The sequence below is a fragment of the Bradyrhizobium sp. AUGA SZCCT0160 genome (assembly GCF_018130105.1).
Taxonomy (GTDB): Bacteria; Pseudomonadota; Alphaproteobacteria; order Rhizobiales; family Xanthobacteraceae; genus Bradyrhizobium.
Window position 1 is genome coordinate 311,341 of record NZ_JAFCMD010000001.1, and the last position, 21,908, is coordinate 333,248.

General features: G+C 63.6%; 18 protein-coding genes and 1 other RNA gene. 7 read left to right on the forward strand and 12 right to left on the reverse strand.

The annotated features are described in order from the left end of the window. Window positions 1-4: 4 nt before the first annotated feature. The 6 genes from JQ558_RS01560 to JQ558_RS01585 all read right to left on the reverse strand — a co-directional run bounded on the left by JQ558_RS01560 (window position 5) and on the right by JQ558_RS01585 (window position 5,416). Window positions 5-799 carry a thymidylate synthase gene (locus JQ558_RS01560; RefSeq protein ID WP_212206978.1) on the reverse strand — a complete coding sequence of 265 codons (795 nt, stop codon included), beginning with the start codon at window positions 797-799 and terminating at the stop codon, window positions 5-7. Window positions 800-982: 183 nt separating this feature from the next. Then, window positions 983-1,969: a tripartite tricarboxylate transporter substrate binding protein BugD gene (locus JQ558_RS01565; protein ID WP_212206977.1), complete on the reverse strand. Its 987-nt coding sequence runs from the start codon at window positions 1,967-1,969 to the stop codon at window positions 983-985. Between the two features lie 117 nt (window positions 1,970-2,086). After that, a complete protein-coding gene (locus JQ558_RS01570) occupies window positions 2,087-3,652 on the reverse strand; it encodes a tripartite tricarboxylate transporter permease (protein ID WP_212206976.1) in 1,566 nt (521 codons plus the stop codon). Between the two features lie 7 nt (window positions 3,653-3,659). After that, on the reverse strand, window positions 3,660-4,160 hold the full coding sequence (locus JQ558_RS01575) for a tripartite tricarboxylate transporter TctB family protein (protein ID WP_212292644.1): 501 nt from the start codon (window positions 4,158-4,160) through the stop codon (window positions 3,660-3,662). A 105-nt stretch (window positions 4,161-4,265) separates the two neighbouring features. Next, entirely contained in the window at window positions 4,266-4,799 is a 534-nt protein-coding gene (locus JQ558_RS01580; RefSeq protein WP_212292645.1) for a chromate transporter, read from the reverse strand. Further along, window positions 4,796-5,416, reverse strand: coding sequence for a chromate transporter (locus JQ558_RS01585; protein WP_212292646.1), 621 nt, complete (start codon window positions 5,414-5,416; stop codon window positions 4,796-4,798). Before JQ558_RS01585 ends, JQ558_RS01580 begins: the two co-directional genes overlap by 4 nt. A 78-nt stretch (window positions 5,417-5,494) precedes the next feature. Between JQ558_RS01585 and ssrA the strand changes: the two genes are divergently transcribed. The 5 genes from ssrA to JQ558_RS01610 all read left to right on the forward strand — a co-directional run bounded on the left by ssrA (window position 5,495) and on the right by JQ558_RS01610 (window position 8,811). Next, window positions 5,495-5,853, forward strand: a transfer-messenger RNA (tmRNA) gene (gene ssrA, locus JQ558_RS01590). 213 nt (window positions 5,854-6,066) lie between these two features. Next, window positions 6,067-6,594: an SspB family protein gene (locus JQ558_RS01595; RefSeq protein WP_212206972.1), complete on the forward strand. Its 528-nt coding sequence runs from the start codon at window positions 6,067-6,069 to the stop codon at window positions 6,592-6,594. Window positions 6,595-6,673: 79 nt separating this feature from the next. Further along, on the forward strand, window positions 6,674-8,092 hold the full coding sequence (gene fumC / locus JQ558_RS01600) for a class II fumarate hydratase (RefSeq protein WP_212271907.1): 1,419 nt from the start codon (window positions 6,674-6,676) through the stop codon (window positions 8,090-8,092). A 273-nt stretch (window positions 8,093-8,365) separates the two neighbouring features. Beyond that, complete coding sequence (locus tag JQ558_RS01605) at window positions 8,366-8,554, forward strand: DUF4169 family protein (RefSeq protein WP_192738001.1); 189 nt, start codon at window positions 8,366-8,368, stop codon at window positions 8,552-8,554. Then, window positions 8,551-8,811, forward strand: a complete 261-nt coding sequence (locus JQ558_RS01610) for a ribbon-helix-helix domain-containing protein (RefSeq protein WP_212206970.1) — start codon at window positions 8,551-8,553, stop codon at window positions 8,809-8,811. Before JQ558_RS01605 ends, JQ558_RS01610 begins: the two co-directional genes overlap by 4 nt. A 78-nt stretch (window positions 8,812-8,889) precedes the next feature. Here JQ558_RS01610 and JQ558_RS01615 read toward each other — a convergent pair whose 3' ends face one another. After that, a complete protein-coding gene (locus tag JQ558_RS01615) occupies window positions 8,890-9,483 on the reverse strand; it encodes a tetratricopeptide repeat protein (RefSeq protein ID WP_312014939.1) in 594 nt (197 codons plus the stop codon). A gap of 244 nt (window positions 9,484-9,727) precedes the next feature. Here JQ558_RS01615 and JQ558_RS01620 point away from each other — a divergent pair, with 244 nt between their 5' ends. Next, on the forward strand, window positions 9,728-11,302 hold the full coding sequence (locus tag JQ558_RS01620) for an ABC-F family ATP-binding cassette domain-containing protein (RefSeq protein WP_212292647.1): 1,575 nt from the start codon (window positions 9,728-9,730) through the stop codon (window positions 11,300-11,302). A 100-nt stretch (window positions 11,303-11,402) separates the two neighbouring features. Here JQ558_RS01620 and JQ558_RS01625 read toward each other — a convergent pair whose 3' ends face one another. Together JQ558_RS01625 and JQ558_RS01630 are read right to left on the reverse strand one after the other, a co-directional pair. Continuing rightward, window positions 11,403-15,131, reverse strand: coding sequence for an AsmA-like C-terminal region-containing protein (locus JQ558_RS01625; RefSeq protein WP_212292648.1), 3,729 nt, complete (start codon window positions 15,129-15,131; stop codon window positions 11,403-11,405). A gap of 172 nt (window positions 15,132-15,303) precedes the next feature. Further along, window positions 15,304-16,536 (reverse strand): cytochrome P450, encoded by a 1,233-nt coding sequence (locus tag JQ558_RS01630; protein ID WP_212206967.1) that lies wholly within the window; start codon window positions 16,534-16,536, stop codon window positions 15,304-15,306. A 140-nt stretch (window positions 16,537-16,676) separates the two neighbouring features. Between JQ558_RS01630 and JQ558_RS01635 the strand changes: the two genes are divergently transcribed. Next, window positions 16,677-17,288, forward strand: coding sequence for a TetR/AcrR family transcriptional regulator (locus tag JQ558_RS01635; RefSeq protein WP_212206966.1), 612 nt, complete (start codon window positions 16,677-16,679; stop codon window positions 17,286-17,288). A gap of 5 nt (window positions 17,289-17,293) precedes the next feature. Here JQ558_RS01635 and JQ558_RS01640 read toward each other — a convergent pair whose 3' ends face one another. The 3 genes from JQ558_RS01640 to JQ558_RS01650 all read right to left on the reverse strand — a co-directional run bounded on the left by JQ558_RS01640 (window position 17,294) and on the right by JQ558_RS01650 (window position 21,782). After that, the gene (locus tag JQ558_RS01640; protein WP_212206965.1) at window positions 17,294-18,586 is read right to left on the reverse strand and encodes an MFS transporter; all 1,293 of its coding nucleotides are present in this window, start codon (window positions 18,584-18,586) and stop codon (window positions 17,294-17,296) included. Between the two features lie 151 nt (window positions 18,587-18,737). After that, window positions 18,738-19,715: an NAD(P)-dependent oxidoreductase gene (locus JQ558_RS01645; RefSeq protein WP_212206964.1), complete on the reverse strand. Its 978-nt coding sequence runs from the start codon at window positions 19,713-19,715 to the stop codon at window positions 18,738-18,740. Window positions 19,716-19,739: 24 nt separating this feature from the next. After that, complete coding sequence (locus JQ558_RS01650) at window positions 19,740-21,782, reverse strand: adenylate/guanylate cyclase domain-containing protein (RefSeq protein ID WP_212206963.1); 2,043 nt, start codon at window positions 21,780-21,782, stop codon at window positions 19,740-19,742. Window positions 21,783-21,908 lie beyond the last annotated feature (126 nt).

Here is a 21,908-nt window from a genome sequence, read left to right on the forward strand (position 1 = left end):
TCGCTCACACCGCGACCGCAGCCTTGATATGCGGGTGCGGATCGTAGCCTTCGAGCACGAAGTCCTCGTAACGGAACGCGAAGATGTCCTTGACGTCAGGATTGATCTTCATGACCGGCAGCGGCCGCGTCGGCCGCGTCAGTTGCAGGCGCGCCTGTTCGAGATGATTGGAATACAGATGCGCATCGCCGAGCGAGTGCACGAAATCTCCCGCCTTCAATCCCGTCACCTGCGCCACCATCATCGTCAGCAATGCGTAGGACGCGATGTTGAAGGGCACGCCGAGGAACACGTCGGCGGAGCGCTGATAGAGCTGGCACGACAGCTTGCCATTGGCGACATAGAACTGGAACAGGCAGTGACAGGGCGGCAGCGCCATCTTGTCGACGTCGGCCGGATTCCACGCGCTCACGATCAGGCGCCGCGAATCCGGGTTGCGCTTGATCATGTCGATGAGATTGGAAATCTGGTCGATGCGGCGGCCGTCGGGCGCCGGCCATGATCGCCATTGCGAACCATAGACCGGGCCGAGATCGCCATTGGCGTCGGCCCATTCGTCCCAGATCGAAACGCCGTTATCCTTGAGGTATTTGATGTTGGTGTCGCCGGCCAGAAACCACAGCAATTCGTGCACGATCGCCTTCAGCGGCAGCCGCTTGGTGGTCAGCATCGGAAACCCGGCGCTCAAGTTGAAGCGCATCTGGTGACCGAAGATCGACAGCGTACCGGTGCCCGTGCGGTCGTGCTTCTCCGCGCCGTCGCTGAGGATCCGTTCGAGCAGGTCGTGGTACTGATTCATGGCACTTCTTGGCGTCGGTTTCGCAAGCCTATCGGGAAGGCGAATTTAGCGGCCTGAAGCGGCAATCGACAGCGCCGATTCGGCGACGCCCCGATTATACCCGGAAAAATGATGCGCCTTCCGTGAAACAACAAGGGGCGGAACCTGCGTTCCGCCCCTCACCTATCTACTTGATCGGATTGATCAACCTGCCGGCTTGAGAACCGGCGTCCACTTCGCGATTTCGCTCTTCACCAGCGCGGCCAGCGCTTCCGGCGTGCGATCCTTGGGGCCCGGGATCACGCTGCCGAGCTCAAGCAGGCGCTTTTTGACGGTCTCGTCGTCGAGTGCCTTGACGATCGCCTCGTTCAGCTTGGCGACGATCGGGGCCGGCGTTCCCTTCGGCGCGAAAATCGCATTCCACGCCTGGGCTTGGAAGGCCGGCAGGCCGGCCTCCGTGGTGGTCGGAACATCGGGCAGCGACGGATTGCGCTCGGCGGTCGCAATCGCATAGGCCTTGATGGTGCCGCCATTGATCTGCGGCACGGCGTTGACGATCTGGTCGCACATGTAGTCGACCTGTCCGGCCACCAGCGCGTTCATCGCAGGCCCGGTGCCGTTGAAGGGCACGCCGACCGGCTTGACCCCCAGCACCGAGTTCAGCAGTTCGCACGACACGTTCGAGACCGAGCCCACGCCGGCATGCGCCGCATTGATCTTGGTTTCGTTCGCCTTGACGTAGGTGATGAATTCCTTGAGGTCCTTGGGCGCGAAATCCTTGCGCGCCAGGATCAGGATCGGCGTGCCGGCGAGCAGCCCGACCGGCTCGAAATCCTTCTCGGGATGATAGGCGAGTTTGGGATAGAGCGGAACCGACGCCGCATGCGTGCCCATATGCCCGGTGATCAGCGTATAGCCGTCATTGGCGGCCTTCGACGCGCGGGTCGTGGCGGTGGTGCCGCCGGCGCCGACCACGTTCTCGATGATGATGGCCTGGCCGAGCGTCTGGGCCATATGGCCGGTGACGATGCGCGCGATCACGTCGGTCGGACCGCCCGCCGCAAACGGCACGATCATGGTGATGCTACGCGTCGGATAGTTTTGCGCCTGGGCCGGCGCGGCAAGCGCGACCAGCCCGGCAAGGATGGCCAGGCAACCACCCGCCACAGAGCGACGACCATATAGTTTCATCTAAGTCTCCCAGCTAAAGCCGTTGAAGCAAATGCCGGCCCGATCGGCCGGCATTTCCATTTCACGAAATAACGCGCGAAGTCGAGTCGACTTCGGGCTGTGGCGAGCCGACGCAGGTCAGTTCTCGGACTCCACGAACACCTCGTCGCGCTTCTTTCGTAGCGAAGGCAGCACCGCCAGCACCAGCAGGGCTGCAGCGATAGCCATCAACAGCGCCGATAGCGGACGCGTCAGGAACACTGACCAGTCACCGCGCGAGATCAGAAGCGCCCGGCGCAGGTTCTCTTCCATCAGCGGTCCGAGCACCATCCCGAGCAGCAGCGGCGCCGGCTCGAAATCGTGCTTGATCAGCCAGTATCCGACCAGCCCGAATGCGCCGGCGAGCATGACGTCCGTCGGAGCATTGTTCACCGAATAGATGCCGATCGAGCAGAAGACCACGATCGAGGGGAACATCAGCCGATAGGGCACACGCAACAGCCGCACCCAGATCCCGACCATCGGCAGGTTGATGATCAGCAGCATCAGATTGCCGACCCACATTGAAGCGATCATGCCCCAGACGAGGTCGGGTTGCTTCTGCATCACCTGCGGTCCCGGCACGATGCCGTGAATGGTCATCGCGCCGACCATCAGCGCCATGACGGCGTTCGGCGGAATGCCGAGCGTCAACAGCGGGATGAACGAGGTCTGCGCCGCCGCGTTGTTGGCGCTTTCCGGCGCCGCCACGCCTTCGATCGCGCCGCGGCCGAACCGCGATGGGGTCTTGGACAGCTTCTTTTCCATCGTATAGGCCGCGAACGATGCGATTGTCGCACCGCCGCCCGGCAGAATTCCGAGCATCGATCCCAGAACCGTGCCACGCCCGATCGCAGGTGCAGAAGCAATCAGGTCTTTCTTGGTCGGCATCAGGCCGGTCACCTTCTGCTGCACCAGCTGGCGGTCGGTTTCACCGCCCGCATCGAGATTGCGGATGATTTCGGCGAAGCCGAACAGGCCCATCGCGACGGTGGCAAAGCCTAATCCGTCCGCGAGTTCGGGGATGTTGAAGGCCATCCGCGACGCACCGGTCTCGATGTCGGACCCGACCATCGACAGCAGCAAGCCGAACACGATCATCGCGATCGCCTTCAGCACCGAGCCCTTGGCGAGTACCACCGCGAAGATCAGGCCGAGCACCATCAGCGAGAAATATTCGGCGGGCCCGAACGCCAACGCGATTTTGGTCAGCGGCGCGCCAAGCAGCGCGATCAGAACGGTCGCGACGCAGCCCGCAAAGAACGAGCCGATCGCCGCGATCGCCAGTGCCGGACCTGCCCGGCCCTGCTTGGCCATCTGAAAACCGTCGAGCGCGGTCACCACGGAGCCCGCCTCGCCCGGAATGTTGACCAGGATCGAGGTGGTCGAACCGCCATATTGCGCACCGTAGTAGATGCCGGCGAGCATGATCAGCGCGCCGACCGGCGGCAGACCGAAGGTGATCGGCAGCAGCATGGCGACCGTGGCGATGGTGCCGATGCCCGGCAGCACGCCGACCAGCGTTCCGACCAATGCACCGATCAGGCAGAGCAGAATGTTGACGGGAATGGGAATGGATACGCCGCCAAGAAAAGCGGGGGTCCACTGCACCAGCTGGAATACGACGCCGAAGCCGAGACCAAGGTTTGAAAAAATGTCACCCATCACACCCTCACCGGATCATAAATTTGGGCAGCATCTGCAAGGGCAGACCAAGCGCGTAGGGAAACAACAGGCTGCAGAACGCCGTCAGGCACACGGCGACGATGATGGTTTCCGTCCATTTCGTTTCCGGCGTCCCCAGCGCTGAAATCAGGAAGCTCGAGAACGCCGTGACGATCAGGCCCATCGGGCGGATCAGGAACGCAAAGGACAGGATCGCCAGCGATACAAAGAGCGGGCCCCGCCAATGGTATTTCGCCAGGTGCGCGCCCTCGGTGACGATGCCGACGAGCATCACCGCAACGCCGAGGCCAAGCAACAGAAAGGCGAACATGCGCGGCGCTGTCCCGGCTCCGAACGAGAACCCCCGCATGCCCTGCAGATCGCTCGACGCCCACAGGGCGAACACCGCGATCGCCACCATCGCGAGTCCGCCGATAAAGTCCTGCGGACCGCGAATCCATTTCGGCAAGATGGAATTGACCGGCGCGTGGCTCGGCGTATCACTCATCGATATCTCTCCCCCCGACAGGGCTTCCCGCCCGTTCTGATTGGATGGCGTTTCTGATTGGATGGCGTTTGTGCACAGTCCCAGGGTCTTGCCTAGCGATTTTCCTCAGATAACGCCAGCAAAACCCAAAGCACCTCCGGCCAGCAATATCCAGACCGGATTGAGCCGCGTCGCAAATGCCAGAACCGCGGCGGCTGCCGTAATCAGGCCGGCCACCCAGCTAAGGTCCGAACTCAGCGCCAAAATCAGGCCACTGGCGCCCATCAGGCCGATCGAAAGCGGAACAAGGGCCGCCTGGATAATGGCGGGCCAGCGGGATTGGCTCGACCGCTGCAAAAGGCGGCTCACATAATAGGCAAGGACGGCGGTCGGGCCGCACATCGCCAGGGTCGCCGCCAGCGCACCGCCGACCCCGGCGACGGAGTAGCCGATCAGGGTCACGATCAGCACGTTCGGCCCGGGCGAGAGCTGGGAGATGGCGAAGATGTCGGCGAATTGCTTGTCATTCATCCAGTGGTGAACGTCGACCGCGATCCGGTGCATCTCGGGTATGGCCGAATTCGCGCCGCCAACCGCAAACAGCGACATCAATCCGAAAGTCCAAACGAGCGTCAAAATCGGATTGCCCTCCGAATTCATGCGCCCACCCGCTGGCGCAGAAAACAGGTAATGCCGAGGCTGAGCGGGACCGCCACCAGCAGCACCGTCTGCAGCGGCAGCCGCAGCACGCCGATGGCAATGAATACCGCAAGCAGGATCACGAGCCCGACCAGGTCGCGCTTTTTGATCAAGGGCATCATCATCTTGAAGACGACCGCGATCAGAAGCCCGACCGCCGCGCAGGAAACGCCGGCCAGGATCCGCCGCAGCGCGTCGATCTCGCCGTAGCGCGCGTACAGCGCCGCGAGGATCGTGGCGATCACCATGGGCGGACCGACCAGCCCGGCAAAGGCCGCGATGCCGCCGGCAATGCCACGAAAGCGCGAGCCGAACACGACCGACAGGTTGACGATATTGGGCCCCGGCAGAAAATGGCACAGCGCGAAGGTCTCATTGAATTCTTCCGCCGTCATCCAGCGGTGCTGGTCGACGATACCGCGCCGAGCCCAGACCAGCACCCCGCCGAAGCCGGCCAGCGACATTTTGGCGAACGCCACAAACAGCTCGAGCAGACCGGGCTGGTTTGGCGGGTGCGATGCAGGAAGATCCGGCGCCGTGACAGCGGCCGGCGGGGATTCCGAAGCCGGGGATTTCATGGTCCAAAACCTAGAACGGCGGCACCGCCAGGGCCAATCCCAATTCGGCCGGTTCCCGCGCTTTCCACGCCTATCCCGGCACTATTTTTCTCAGCCTTTGCCCCCTATATTAGGGGTGCCGGTTCGCCGGCTATGGAAATAAATTGCCGTCGCAATAAACCATTCGGACCCGGGGGCAGTACCCGGCGCCTCCACCCAAGCCCACCCCCTTGAAGGCGGGTTTCGGCGGGGGCGAAACAGGATCGACGAGGGCGTAAAGGGCGTGTTTTTTCTCGGTATGGTTCCGCCGTTATCGGGCTATGCAATAGTTGCAAACGACAACTATGCTCCGGTTGCTCAGGCTGCGTAACGCAGTTTGAAAAACCAAGTCTAAAGTCCTAGTGGGTTAAGCTCCGCTAGGCGGGGTTCGGAGGCACCTGGCAACAGAAGCCTCCACTTTTATTTGCTCCCGCTTTTCCTGCGAGATTTCTTGTGAGTTTTCTTGCCGGTTTTCCTGCCGGTTTTCTTGCGATTTGCCGCTCGGCGGAACGCTGCTGCCGGAAATTCGATCGATGACGCCTGCTGACCTGCGGCCGCCGCCGGGGTAGCATGGGTCAAATGGCGAGTCGGGCGACCGGCAGCGCCACCCTTCTCAACCTGACAGGACCATCATGGCGACCGACCACATCCGTTATGACGTGCTGGCGCGTGACGCGCTGCGCGGGGTGCTGCGCCGCGTGCTGACCGACGCCGCCGAGCACGGCCTGCCCGGCGAGCATCATTTCTTCATCACCTTCCTGTCCACCGCCGACGGCGTCAAACTGTCGCCGCGGCTGCTGGCGCAATATCCGGAAGAGATGACCATCATCCTGCAGCACCAGTTCTGGGATCTGGTGGTGAGCGAGGATCGCTTCGAGGTCGGCCTGTCGTTCGGCGGCATTCCCGAGCGGCTGGTGGTTCCGTTCGCGGCGATCAAGAGCTTCCTCGATCCTTCGGTGAAGTTCGGGCTGCAATTCGAGCCGTCCGACGAGGCCGCCGAAACGCCCACTGCCAATCTGCCCACCGTTCCCGCAGCTACCAGCCTGCCCGTTCCTGCACCGGCGACAGCCGCCGAAAGCAAGGATGAGAGCAAGGATGATCCGGCCAAGCCAAGCGAGGGCGCGGAAGTGGTGCGGCTGGATCGTTTCCGCAAGAAATAACTGGAGACAATCTACGCGCGGGAAAATCCGCGGCGCGCTAGAATGACCGTTCCGCATCCAAGCGTAACGGAATTCATTGATGGCCCGACGAGCGACACCCAAGCGATCCAAGTCCACCCGCAGCGAAACCGACAGTTTCGGGCCCATCGACGTTCCCGCCGATCGCTATTGGGGCGCGCAGACCGAGCGCTCGCGGCAGAATTTTCGTATCGGCCATGACCGCATGCCGACCGCGCTGGTCCATGCGCTCGGCATCGTCAAGCTCGCCGCCGCGCAGACCAACCGCGACCTCGGCCTGCTCGACGCGCGCCGCGCCACCGCCATCTCCCGCGCCGCGCGCGAGGTGATCGAGGGCAAGCTCGACGACCATTTTCCGCTGGTGGTCTGGCAAACCGGTTCCGGTACCCAGACCAACATGAATCTCAACGAGGTGATCGGCAACCGCGCCAACCAGATGCTCGGCGGCGAACTCGGCGCCAAGAAGCCGGTTCATCCCAACGATCACGTCAATATGAGCCAGTCGTCGAATGATTCATTCCCGACCGCGATGCATATCGCCGCCGCCGGGCGCATTATTGACGATCTGATCCCGGCCCTGAGCGAATTGCATCGCGAACTGCGCAAGAAGGAAAAGGCGTTCGCTGGGATCGTCAAGATCGGACGAACCCATACCCAGGATGCGACGCCGCTGACGCTGGGTCAGGAATTTTCCGGCTACGCCGCACAGGTGGAAAGCGGCATCGCACGGCTGCGCGTGGCGGTGAAGGATCTGTATCCGCTGGCGCAAGGCGGCACCGCTGTCGGCACCGGCCTCAACTCGAAACCGAAATTCGCAAGGACATTCGCAAAACACGTCGCCAAGATCACGAAACTGCCGTTCACGAGTGCCGCCAACAAGTTTGAGGCGCTGGCTTCCAACGACGCCTATGTGCTGGTGCACGGCGCGATCAACTCGGTGGCAACCGGCCTGTTCAAGATCGCCAACGATATTCGCTTTCTGGGATCGGGCCCGCGCTCCGGCCTCGGCGAATTGATCCTGCCCGAAAACGAACCGGGTTCGTCGATCATGCCGGGCAAGGTCAACCCGACCCAATGCGAAGCGCTGACGATGGTTTGCTGCCAGGTGTTCGGCAACCAGACCGCCGTGACCGTCGCCGGCAGCCAGGGCCATTTCGAGCTGAACGTGTACAAGCCCGTGCTGGCATATTGTATGTTGAATTCCATCCAATTGTTGTCGGACGTGGTTCGCTCCTTCACCGAGCATTGCGTGGTGGGAATACGCGCCGACGAAAAGCGCATCCGCGATCTGATGGAGCGTTCACTGATGCTGGTGACGGCGCTCGCGCCCAAGATCGGTTACGACAACGCCGCCAAGGTCGCCAAATCGGCGCATGCGCGCGGAACCACGTTGAAAGAAGAGGCTGTGCGGCTTGGGTTCGTTACTGCGGCCGAGTTCGATCGCCTGGTCCAGCCCGACAAGATGACACACCCGGGCTAATGGTCGCGCGCCCCCGGTAAACTACGGACGTGCAGGACTTGATATAGATCATAACTCCAAAGAATGAGTTTGCTCATCTATCGCCATCTCGCGGACACATGGTACGAGCACAAAATATTTGGTTTTCGCAGAGCGAAACTTATTTATTGATGCTATCAGAGAGCGCTACACGGGGATTCTGATGACGATCGATTTTGCACGCGCGCGGCGTGATCACGTTTGCATACGTAACGGATTTTCACACCTTCAAGTCGCCGGATGATGGAGGCGAGCATGGGGGACGTGGTCAACCTGAAGCGCTTCAAGAAGCGCAACGAGCGCGAAGCCTCGGCCAAGCAGGCCGACGCCAACCGCGCGCGGTTCGGCCGTACCAAATCCGAACGCGCGCTCGACGAGCAGGCGAAGGATCGCGCCGGGAACTTGCTGGATCAACATCGCATCGACGGCGGAGACGCATCATGAAGTCGCCGGTCGTCAAGCGCTCGATCGTGGTCGCCGGCCACAAGACCAGCGTCAGCCTCGAAGAGGCGTTCTGGAACGGCATGAAGGAAATCTCGGGCCTGCGGAACATGACGCTGTCCGAACTGGTCGGCGAGATCGACAGCAATCGCCAGCAGGGCAATTTGTCCTCGGCGATACGTCTGTTCGTGCTGGACTATTTCCGCACCCGCGCGATGCCGGCGGCCGCAGCTGCGCCTGAGGCCAGACCGCAGAGCTAGAACGCATGTCGTCGGGCTCAAACTAGCCGCAGGCGTTCCTCGCAAGGGAATACGCCCGCGGCGATCGTCTCGCACACATTAATAGACGAGGCTCGAACCGGGCGGCTTCTCAAGCGCGGCCGCGAGCGAACGATACTCCGTGCAGTCGGTGCCGCAGATCGCAGCGATCCGGCTCAGATGATATTGCGCAGAATCACGGTTGCCCTGCTCGATCTGCCATAGGCCGTAGTACTGCCACGTCAGCACGTGGTTCGGATCCGCCTTGAGCGCGCGCTCGTACCAGGCTTGCGACAGTTTGTAGTCGCCGAGCTTGCGATAGGAGTAGCCGATCAGATTGGCCACCTTGGGATGGTCGTCGTGGCCAAGCGCCTTCAACTGCTCGATGGCGCCGGCATACTCGTTGCGGTCATAGATCGTCGCATAGGCCGCACGATACCCCTGGATAAAGGCGGGGTCGCCGAGGCTGGTTTCCTTGGCTTTCTTCTTGGCCTTTTGGGTGCTGCTTCTGGCGGGCCGCGGCGCCGACCTGGTTTCCGGCGCTGGGGTCGTTGCCATCGGTGAATCGGCGCCGCCGCCACCTCCGGCGGCAAAGGCTGGAACCGGCGGTGACGCAACGGCCAGCGCCATCAAGGGCATTGCCAGTGTTACTAAACTGATCACGGATTTGACCACGCGCACCTCCTGCTCTCGAGGGTAAAAATTCCTCCAGCCGTATCCATCAACCCCGCCTTGCACCGTACATTCCCCGACTTCGTCGGAGCCTCCTCACAAATCGGAGAGACCGGCGAGGACGCCCTTGCCTTCGGGCCGGCAAGTTTCTAGGAAATGCCGATCCAGCTACACGGACACATGGAGAGAGCAATGGACATCGCAATGCACACCGCGCCGCGATCCCTGTCCATTTCGGAAGCTCTTCATGCCCGCCTTTCTCATTCTGGATTCGATTTCCCTCAATACACCTGACGGCCGGCCACTGTTCGACGGACTGACGCTTGCGCTTGGGCGCGAGCGAACGGGGCTCGTCGGCCGCAACGGTTCCGGCAAATCCACACTGCTGCGCCTGATCGCAGGCGAGAGCGAACCTGCCGGCGGATCCGTGCAACGCATCGGCTTGATCGGCATGCTCGCGCAGCTGGCGGATGACCGGCAGACGGTCGCGCAAGCGCTCGGTGTTGCCGGCGACCTCGCCCGCCTGCGCCGTCTCGAACGCGGCGAGGGCTCGCTCGACGATGCCGCGGATGCCGACTGGACGCTGGAAGCCAGATTGCAGACCGCGCTGATCGAAACCGCCCTGCCGGCGATGCCGCTCGATCGCGGGCTCGCCTCGCTGAGCGGCGGTGAACGAACGCGCGTCGCGCTGGCGCGCCTCTTGATCGAGGCGCCGGACTTGTTGTTGCTCGATGAGCCCACCAACAATCTCGACGCCGATGGACGGCAAGCGGTGGCGCAACTGCTGGAACGCTGGCAGGGCGGCGCACTCGTCGCCAGCCACGATCGCACGCTGCTGGATCGCGTCGACCGCATCGTCGAACTGACGCCGGTCGGCATTACCGTGTTTGGCGGCGCGTGGTCCACCTTCGCCGAGGCGCGCGATGCCGCCCGGGCACGCGCGGGAGCCGAGCTCGAGCGCGCGTCGGACGCGCTGCGCGACACCGAACGCTCTGTACAGAAGGCGCGCGAGAAGAAGGCACGCCGCGACAGCGTCGGTCGCGCCTACGCACGCTCGGGCAGCCAGGCAAGGATAATGTTGGGTGTCCAAAAGCAGATCGCGGAAGCGAGCAGCGCCCGCGAGGGTCGCCTTGCCGACCGCCTGCTCGGCGATCGCACCGATGCGCTGGAAGAAGCCCGCGCCAAAGTGGAAGTCCTGACACCGCTTTCGATCGACCTGCCCAAGACCAACCTGCCCGGCGGGCGCGAACTCATCGCCTTCGGGGATGTAACGATGTCCTTTGAGGACCGCCGTTTGTTCGGCCCCCTGTCGTTCGAGGTCCGAGGGCCTGAGCGGATCGCGATCCGCGGCGCCAACGGCTCCGGCAAGACCACGCTGTTCCACCTGATCACGGGAGAACTGAAACCTGCGAGCGGTGAGATCCGCCGCCTGACCGATCGCATCGCCGTGCTCGACCAGCATGTCGGGCTGCTCGATCCGGCTTCATCGATCCTCGACAATCTCCGCCGCCTCAATCCGGAGCTGACCGCGAATGAAGCGCATGCCGCCCTCGCCCGCTTTGCCTTCCGCAACCGCGCGGCGCTGCAAATCGCCGGCACCCTGTCCGGCGGCGAGCGGCTGCGCGCGGGAATGGCCTGCGTGTTTGCAAGACCTCAACCGCCCTTCATGCTGCTGCTGGATGAGCCGACCAATCACCTCGATCTCACCTCGATCGAGGAACTGGAAGCTGCGTTGAAGGGCTTCGACGGCGCGCTGATCGTGATCAGCCACGATCAGGCGTTCTTGCAGTCGTTCGGGATCCAGCGCGAGATCGTGCTCTAGATTCTTGTTTGACGCGTTTTCTGCCGCAGATAAGTCTACGCAATCTGCGCAAACAGATTGCTATGCGAACCGGTAGCCACTTCGCTTGAAAACGCTTTGGTTAGTTATTCTGCAGCGCCGGCCGCTGCGGAGGCGGATTGGCGACCTGCGGTGTCAGCGACAGCGGCGGCCTCGGCCTCGGCTTGGCTATCGGCGCAGCACCGGGCGCCGGCCTGACTTCGATCGGCGGCGGCAGCGGTGCAAGCTGCGGCTGGCTCGCCAGCGGCGCCGGCGGATTTGGCGCGGGCGCTGTCGCAATCGGTGCCGGTGGGCGCGGCGGTGTGGCGGCCTTTGGCTTGGCTGCCGGCGGCCGCCGCGGATCGCGGCCGGGCACCGGCACTGGCGACAGCGCCTCGCTCGGCGACGCCGCTTCCGGCGTTAATGGCACCGCCGCATCCGGCGGCAACGATATCGGGGCCGGCATCGGCGGCGGCGGTTCGCCACGCTCGATCGCATCCAGCCTTCGTGTTTCGTGATCAATCGTCCGTACCGCCAGCCAGGACGACAACGCCGTCACGTCGACGCTGCGACTGAGCGCATCGGGCGTGCCCACGGCAAACAATTGAATTTCGGGGCGGCCGGTCGCAGGCCCCACCATCGTCAGCGCCAGCGCGGCGCGGATGTCGGCCTGATCGGCCGGAATGTCATAGCCGCCGGAGACGGTGGCGCGCACACCATTGGCGTCGAGCGTGGTGGCGCCGACGCGCAGCCGGCCATCCCGGATGTTGAACGGGATTTGCGCCGAGCCGACCGCCAGCGCGCCGGCCAGCAGCGCCGGTTCGACGATTTGCTTGAGCCGCGCATCGTCCTTGGCCTGGCCGCCATCGCTGGCGCGAACCGCCACCTCAAAGGCGCGCGGGTCGAGCCCGGCAATCCTTGCGGATTCCAGCGTCACGGTTCCGCTGCCGGAGAGTGCGCCGGTCAGCGCCGCCGCGCTGCGGCCCTGGCTTGCCAACGCCATCTGCAGCGACGCACGGCCCGCGGGCATCGAGAGATTGCGATAGCGCAGCGCCGTGCCATCGACGCTACTGAGCTGCACGCTCGCGTTCAGCGCAATGCCATTTGGGCCCTGCCTGGCGTCGATCGTGGTCGTGGCCTCGCCACCGCCGATCTTGCCCTTGATGGAATCGAAGGTCAGCGACTGGCCGTCGCTTTTCACAATCCCGCTCACCGGCTGCAATTCGCTGCCGCCCGGCAGCAAGCCACGCAATGCCTGGAATGCGACCTTGCCGCGCCAGCCCTTGACCAGCCCCGCGGTCAGCGGCTCCGCCGCATCGTGTCCGGCAGCCCCCATCGCCAACGCAAAGGCCGGCGCCAGCGCGATTTGGTCGAGGCCAATTTCGCCTTCGATATTTTTTTCCTCGCCCAGGGTAACCGCGACGTGTCCGCGCAGCCGTGAACCGGCAATGCTGCTGTCGAGATCGTCGAACGTGAGCTTGTTGCCTGCGAGCGACACGCGCGAGGACAGGCCGATATTCTGTGCCAGCGTGTCCGTCGGCTTGAGGTCGAGCAACGGCCCGAAATCGGCGCTGCGAACTTTCAGGGAGAAACTGCCCTTGGCCTCCTGCGCCCATGGCTCCGCCGTACCGTCGGCATCGGCGTCCAGACCCTTTCCGGAGATCTTCGCCTTGAGCCGCAGCGATCCACCCCATGCCCCCGTCGCCGAGCCTTCGAATTGCGCCGGGCCGTCGCCGGCGGTCATCGTGCGATCCAGTCCCAGCAGCGCCAGCAAGGCACGGCCCTGCCCCGACGACATCTTCGACTCGATGCCGATTTCGCTGCGCCCCAGCGCCTGCAGATCGATGCCCTGGATCGCCGTCACGGCCGGCCTTGCGGTGATCGTGGTGATCCCCTTGAGCTGCGGCGCCTCGATGTCGACCACCGCGCGCGCGTTCGCATGATCGGCCTGCCCCGCGCTCTTGTTGAGTTCGAGCGCGAGTTTGACGCGCGCAGGCCCCGGGCTCGCTCCCATCGCGTTGAGCCGCGCGGCCAGCGACGGCGCAAACGGCGCCACCAACGCGGTGATCTGGCCAAACGACGACGCCGTCGAATGAAGTTCCAGCTTCCCAATCGAAGCGAAGCGATCGAAACGGCCGACGCCTTCCAACGCGACCTTGTCGGGCTGGCCAATATTCAACTGGTCGAGCGAAAACGCCTTTGGTCCATAACCAAGCCTGGCCACCAGCGGCCGCAACTCCTGGCCGGCGGAAATGGCGCGGCCGATATCCAATGACAGCCGCCCTTCGTCCGGCCATTCGGCCTGCGGGCCGGCCAGCGAACGCGCCAATGCCGTGGCCGCATCAAGGTCGAGGCGCTCGGCCTTCAACTCTGCCGTGATCTTCGAGCCGCTGCTTGGCTGCCGGTGTGACACCGCGATACGGCCTTCGACGGCGCCGCCATCGATCTCGGCCTTCATCGCATCGATGGCAAATCCATCAGGCGCGATGGTGACGTCGCCGCGCAGCCGCAACGGCTTCTGGCTGCGAAAGCCGATGTCGCCGCGGCCCTGCAGCCAGGTCATCAGCGCGTCGGGATCCGACGATTCGACGTTGAGCGCGGCCTTGAACTGATCCGGCGCCGCGCCTTTGGCGATCGCCTCACTCAGCGAGACCCGCGTCGTACCCGGCGCGCGAAACTCCAGCTTGCGTACGCTCCAGGATTTCGCATCGCCATGCAGTTCGGCAGCGATGTCCTGCAACGGACGGCCGCCCAGCATCACCTGTTCGGAGGCCAATCCGATCTGCGCCGCAATCGGGACTTGCGGAAGGCCCGACATCAGCGTGCGCACCGCCGGCAGCACTCGCACCGGCTCGGTCGCGCTGGCGTCCTTGCTGTCCTTGGCGAAGAATCTGTCGGCATCGAGCTGGCGCGCGGCGAGCGAAGCCCGCAGCAGCGGCGCGGCGCCGAAGCGCAGGTCGCCATTGCCCGCCAGTTTCAGCGCGCGCTCGTCCGCGCCATACGTCACTTCGAGCGCATCAAGCCGTGCGGTTGAGTAATCGGCCTTGACGCGGGAGCTGACACGCCAGGATGGCGGCGACGTGTCGAAGTCGTCTGCCTTTGGGCGCGGCGGACTCGCCAATACCATGGTGCCCTCGAAGCGCGGCGCCCGCGCCTCGAAAAACAATAGACCGTCGAGATCGGCCGAAAGCGTCTTCGGACCGGGATCGATATTCAAATGCACACGCGTGCCGTTGCCGTCGGCGGTCTGGCCGCAAGAAACTCGAAACGGATAGCGCGTGCCCGACAGCACGAAATTGCCGTCGCCGCGGATCGAGCCCGCCAGCGAACGGACATCGCCGGAAAAGGCGATGTCGTTCAGTTCGAGGGTGCTGCGGCTGGCGGCGTCGTGCAGCGCGATCCGCCCGGTGAGATTCAGCCGATCGATCGCCAGCGAGCCCGGATTGAGCGTTCCGGTCGAGGCCGGCCAGTCGATCCGGCCCTTTGGATCGAGCCCGAGATCGAGCGACATGCCGTTGATGGAAAGTTCGGTGGCGCGCACTTCGCCGCGCATCAGCGAACCCAGGCTGAATTCGACGTCGAGCTTGTCGGCGCGCACCTTGCCGAGGTCGTTGGCGCCGCCGACCGTTACCGCCCGCAGCTGCAACGACGGTGCCGGCAACAGCCGCGCGTCGAGCTTGCCGCCGACGCGCACCGGCGCGCCGATGATCCGGCTCGCCTCGGCCTCGAATTGCGGCCGGAATTGATTCCAGTCGATGAAATACGGCCCGACAAGCGCGGCCACCAGCGCAATGATAAAGGCGATTGCCAGGCCGAGCAGCGTCGTCTGCACGGTGTCTCCCCATGAACCGCTCCGGCACAGACCGCGCCACGCGAACTCAGGGCCGGAGCAGCCCAATATATAGAGAGAAGTATGGCGAAGTCACAGCGGCATCAGCGCCATAGCCCCCGCCGGTTCCGATTTATTCAGAACCTGAGGCCTCGTTGATGTCGAGGCGATATGGTTACCAGCTCGCCGGCAGATGCTTCAGGCCCCGGAGCACGAAGGTCGGCCGCCATTCCGGGTTCACCGCGTCATCCAGCCGCAGGTCGGGAATCCGGCGCAGCAGGGTGGAAAGCGCGATCTCAGCCTCGATGCGCGCCAACTGGGCGCCGAGACAAAAGTGGATGCCCCCGCCAAAGGACAGCGGCTTCACATTGGGTCTGGTAATATCGAGACGCTCGGGATGATCGGGATAGACCGCCGGATCGTGGTTGGCCGAACCCAGCAGGCACAGCACGGTCTCGCCTTTCGGAATCCGCTTGCCGCCGAGGTCATCGATGTCTTCCAGCGCCACCCGGCCGGTCAGCTGCACGGAGGAATCGTAACGCAGGAACTCTTCGACCGCATTGGTCATGAGCTCGGGCCTGGCCTTGAGCAGCGCCAATTGGTCCGGATTGCGATGCAGCGCCAGCAGGCCGTTGCCGATCAGGTTGACGGTCGTCTCATGGCCGGCGCCAAACAGCAGGATGATGTTGGCCGTCAGCTCCTCATTGGAGAGCTTGTGACCGTCTTCCTCCGCCTGCACCAGCTGCGTGGTCAGATCGTTGCCGGGGTTCTTTCGCCGCAACTCGAACAATTGCTGGAAATACATCTCGGAAATCATCGTGCCTTCGTTGGCCTGCTTGATCTCCTCCGGCGACAACGGCACGGGATCGAGAATGCGGCCACCCGCACGCGCCCTGGTGTAAAACGCCTCGCGATGCTCTTCGGGAATGCCGAGCATGTCGCAGATGACGGTCACCGGCAGGCGGAAGGCGAAATCCTCGATCAGGTCCATCTTCCCTTGCGGGATGATCCGGTCGAGCGTCTCGTCGACGATTTGCTGGATGCGCGGACGCATGTCCTCGACCCGGCGCGCGGTGAAAGCCTGCACCACCAGCCCGCGCAGGCGGGTATGGTCGGGTGGATCCTGCTGCAGCATCATCAGGCCCAGGCTGCGAAAGGCCGGCTCCTCCATGATGTTGGGCCCATAGCGCCGGATGGTGCGTTCGACATGCTGCTTGCCAAAGCGCTTGTCGCGGATCACCAGGCTGGCTTCGGCGTGCCGGCTGGCGACATAAAGGCCGAGCGGCGTCAGATGCACGGGATCGGTGGCGCGCATCCGCGCGTAGTGCGGATAGGGATTGCGGATGAATTCCGGTGACAACGGATTGAAAAGCGGTTCGCTCGTCGCAGCCTGAACGTGCTCGTTCATGATGACCTCGATTGGTTTCCACACCGCAGTTTTTATTAGTCTATCAGCGCATCGCATGCTCTGATGCCGGATCTTCCATCCGGGTCTCCGCAACTCGATACACTGTTGTATTGAGTTGCATTCTCACCTAAATTGCGCCGATGTCAAGGTTGCGAACCAGACCGACAAGGGACGATACCCGCGACAAGCTGTTCGAGGCGGCGGCGCGGGTGTTCGAGGAACAAGGCATCGGTGGCGCCAGCATCGAAACCATTGCCGCCGCGGCCGGCTTCTCGCGCGGCGCATTCTATTCGAATTTCACGAGCAAGGACGAGTTGATCATCGCCATGCTCGAGAATCACGTCGAGCAATCCATTCTGCGCCTTCACGATCTGCTGGCGAAACACAAAAGCCTGCCGGATTTCATCGACGCGCTGAAGACCATGGATCGCAGCCAGCAGGATCCGCTCGGCCGCTCGCCATTGCTGCACATGGAGATGATCCTGTTCGTGGCGCGCGCCGAAAAGCGCCGGCCCGAACTTGCCAAGCGGCTGCGCGCTCGCCGAAAATTGATCGCCGACATTGTCGAGACCACGGCGAAGAACAGCGGCAAGGATTCGGTGCTCGATCCGGCATGGTGGGGGGCTATCGTTCTGGCGATGGAAGACGGCTTCCGCCTGCATCGGCTGATCGATCCGGATACCACGCCCTCAGACAGCTTTCTGCGCGCAATCAGCGATCTGGAACGCGTGATCGGCGTGGCGTCCAAGTAAATATTCTAACCGTCGCCTTGCATCTTATGCAGCTGACCCGCGACGGCGCGGATCTTGCGCGGTGAGGCCTGCCAGATCGCGAACGCCGACAAGGCGCTCACGGCGACGCCGATCGCAAAGGCCAGCGTGTAGCTGCCGTAGCGGTCGAACAAAAACCCGGTCGCCCACGGGCCGGCCGCGCCGCCGGCCAGCGCCGCCAGCATGATGGTGCCGAAAATGCTGCCATATTGCTTGCCCTGGAAGATTTCGAGCACCACCGCGCCCATCACAGAGGTCAGGCCGTAGCCGAGCACGCCCTGGGTCACGATCATCAGATAAACCAGCGGCAACACAGGCGCGAATTTCAGCCCGATCAGCGCCGCAAAGCAGATCGCAAAACCCAGGCAGCTGATCGCCCAGATCCATTCACGTCCGACCCGGTCGGAGAGATGCCCGAGCCAGATCTGGCCGGGAATGCCGAGCAGGCTGACCACGCCGAGCGCCCAGACCGCGACGTTGGCCGAGAATCCGATATCGAGCAGGAACTTGGTCTGGTGCACCTGCACCGCGTACCAGACGTACAGGCCGCAGAAATAGCCGAGGCAGATCCACCAGAATCGCGCGGTGCGCAGCGCACGCCGCAAGGTCCAGTCGGTAGCGGCCCAGACCGGATCGACGATGTTCGAGATCGGCTTTGCTGAAGTCGCCGTCGGCGCGGCATCACCATCCGGCAGTAGCCCGATATCTTCGGGGCGCATCCGCAGCAACAGATTGATCGGCGCCAACACGACGAGGACGACAATGCCCATTGCGGTGCAGGCGGTGCGCCAGCCGGTCTGCTCGATCATATGCTGCACCCAGGGCAGCAAGGTCACCGAACCGATCCCGACGCCGGCAAACGCCAGCCCCATCGCGAGGCCACGGCGGCGAATGAACCAGTTCGGTACGAACAGCGATTGGCCGGAATAGCCGAGACACACGCTTCCCGCGCCGACCAGCACGCCGATGGTGAGATAGAGATGCCAGGGCTGCGTCGTCAGCGGCGCCAGCAGCAGGCCCGCGCCCATCAAGGCGACGCCGAGTTCCATCACCGCGCGCGGGCCGTGGCGGTCCATCAAGCGGCCGATCAATGGGCTGACGCCGCCGGAGACCACGAAGCCGAACGAGAAGGCGCCCGCGGTGACGCCGCGTTCCCAGCCGAATTCGGAGATGATCGGCGGAAAGAACAACGAGAACGCGGTCCGCGCATTGACGCCGATCGCCATGGTGACGAACGTCACCGCGACGATCATCCAGCCGTAAAAGAAGGGAAGGCGCATTGGCATGTCATTCCGGGGCGCACGAAGTGCGAGCCCGGAATCTCGAGATTCCGGGTCTGGTCCTTCGGACCATCCCGGAATGACGGGGTCAAGAGCTTTTGAAACTATACAAGCGCCAGCTCGTCTGGTCAGCCATGAATGCTGCAGGGCATCAAGGACGTCGCGTCCAGCTGATGGCATTCACGGCGCCGACCGGAATCTCGCTTGCGATGATCTTCTCGACCTGCCGCACCGTTTCCAGCGATTGGTACTCGATCGCCGGCGGCGTCAGGCCGCCGATATGCGGCGTCGCGATCACGTTCGGCAGCTTTGCCAGTTCCGGCGTCGGCATCTGGTCCAGGGCCCGGCCGACATCCATCGCCGCGCCAGCGATGCGGTTCTCGTGCAGGGCCGCGGTCAGCGCCGCCTCGTCGACGAGATTGCCGCGCGACAGATTGATGAAGAACGCATGCGGCTGCATCCGCGCCAGCGCCGCCTGCCCGATCAGATTTTCCGTCGCCTCATTGGCGACTGCGAGGCAGACGACAAAGTCCGAACGCGCTAGCAGATCGTCGAGCGGCAGATGCCGGATGTCAGGCTCGCTCACACTCGCAAAGGGATCGGCGACCAAAACTTCCATGCCCAGCACTTTGGCAATCCCGGCAAGGTAGCGGCCGATGCTGCCATATCCGATAATGCCGATGCGGCTGCCGGCCAGTTGTCGGCCCATCATCACTTTGGGCTTCCGCCCGGCATGATAGTCGGCGCTGGCACGCGAGACGCCGCGCGATAGGTCGACCATGAATCCGAGCGCAAGTTCGGCGACCGACTGGACGAAACCGGGTCCGGCCCGGGTAACCAGCACGCCCGCGCGCGAAGCCTGCTCGACGTCGATGTTGCGAATGTCGACGGCGCAGCGAACGAAGGCGCGCAGCTTTGGCAGCCGCGCAAATATCTCGCCGGGTCCGGCGGTGAGCCGGTCGGCGACGATAATCTCGACGTCACGTGCGGCGTCGATCAGGCCGAACGCATCCAGCGCGTCGTTGCCCTCGTGCAATTGCACCTGCGCGATCGCCTGCAATCCGCTCAGGCTGCGCTCGCCGTAATATTGCGCCCTCGCTTGCGGCGGATGGGTGAGCAGGACTTTCAAATCAACATCTCCGCCTGTTAGCACCTACTTGGATTTGGCGACTGAAGTGCCGTCCCAATCCTGGTCGCTCGGATTCTCGAGTTGCTCCCTGCAGCGCGCGATCATCACCGATGCCGCCGCATCATCCTTGACCTTCTTCACCTCTTCGAACGCCGTGATCGCGGCCGTGAATTCGCGCGCCCGCCAGCATGCGAGGCCGGCTTCATAGGCCCTCACCCAGTCGATCGCACCGCCGGCCTCGTCCGCCATCGCAAGCAATTCGTAGATTTGCAAGCCCCCGGCGCGGCCGTAGACCGCGAGGCGATCGAGTTCGCGCACCACGATGCGGTCGCCCGCGAGACGCCGCGTTTCGGGACCGATGATGATGGTCGAGCCGTAGACCTTGTTGGTGCCCTCGAGCCGGCTCGCGATGTTCACGGCGTCGCCGATCACGGTGTAGTTCAGCCGCACTTCGGACCCGATATTGCCGACCAGCATGTCACCGGAATTAATGCCGATGCGGATTTTGACCGGCTGGCCATGGTCGTCGACCAGACCGACCTCGGTCATCGCGCGCTGGCAGGCCAGAGCCGCACGGCAGCAATCGACGGCGTGTTCGGGGTTCGGCGCCGGCGCACCCCAGAACGCCATCACGGCATCGCCGATGAATTTGTCGATGGTGCCGCCCTGCGCCTGGATCTGCACCGAGACGGAATCGAAATAACGCGACAGCAGCGGGATGATGCGGTCGCCGAGCCGCTCCGAGATGCCGGTGAAGCCGGCGAGGTCGATGAACATCACGCTCATCGGCCGCACCGCGCCGCCGAGGCGCGCGCCGTTACCGTCGCTGATCAGCCGCTTCACGAGATCCGCGGGAATGTATTTTCGGAACGCCGCCAGCCCCTGCGCCATGTCGCCGATGGCGCCGGACAGGTTCTCGATCTCGGTCAGCCGCGACGGATGCCGCTCGACCTTGTCCAGATCGAAGCGCTCGACATGCCTGATCTCGCCCACCACCTTGATCAGCGGCGCCGCGATCAGGCGCTGGGCGAGCCATGCCGACAGCAGCCCGGCGATCACGATCAGGATCGCAAGTCCGATCAGCAGGTTCCGGATCGTCATCTGTACCGGCCCCAGAAATTCCGACTCCGGCACCACTGTCACCAGCGACCAGCCCGGAAACGAGATCGGCGTCAGCACCGCCTGATAGACCTTGCCGTCCCGCGTCACCTGGCGCTTCAGCGGCTCGCCCTCGCCGGGATTGTAGGCGGTGCCGGCCTTCTTCATCGCGTCCACCGCGACCGCAAACAGCGGATGGCCGGTCTTCAGCGGCGTCACTTCGCTGGCATCCGGATCGGGCGCCGCGACCACGCCGCCCTCGCGATCGAGGATGAAGGCGCCGGCCGATTTGCCGACCGTCAGCTGCGACAGGAAATTCGAGACCCGCGTCAGTTCGATGATGATGGCGATGACGCCGGCGGGTCCTTGATCGATCTGGATCGGCGCCGCGAAGGCGGCCGCCAGACGTTCGCCGTTGGGATGCTTGGTCAGCGTCGACCAGTTTTCGTCGTTGGAGCTGGCTACCTCGCGGAACCATTCCTGATCGGTGACGGAATAATTGGTGTCCTCGACGCGGCTGGACTTGAGCAGCGTGTCGCCACCTCCGAACTCATAACGGTTGATCTTCGCCTTTCGATCGCCCGCGATCTCGATCATCTCGATGACGCCATTGCCAAGCTTGTGCCCGCCAAAGAACGTTCCGTCCGGCCATCCGAACGCTACCCAGGAAATGGTCGGTTGCGACCGCAACTGCGATCGGATGACGACCTCGCGCATCTCGGCGTCGCGCGCCTCGAACACTTTTCCGAGCAACAGGGTGCGCACCGCCGACATCGACGATCGCGCTTCCGAGGTGATCGATTGCAGTTCGTCGCCGACCGCGGAGACGATCTGGTCGTTGATGGTGTCGGCAAGGGTCTGGCTGACCTGCTGGGCGGTGCGCCACCACAACAGGTGCACGCCGACGGCGCTGACGACGATCGAAGTCAGCACGAGGGCCGAGATGGCGTTGCGAATGCCGATGCGCATTGCGGGGTCCTGGTTCGCGGGATCGGTTACCGCAATACGGAATGATACTAGCGTCTGTTTCACCGGCGAGGCTATCCCGGCGCCTTCCATATGCCTTGTCATACCCTTGGACACGGCTCTGTGACC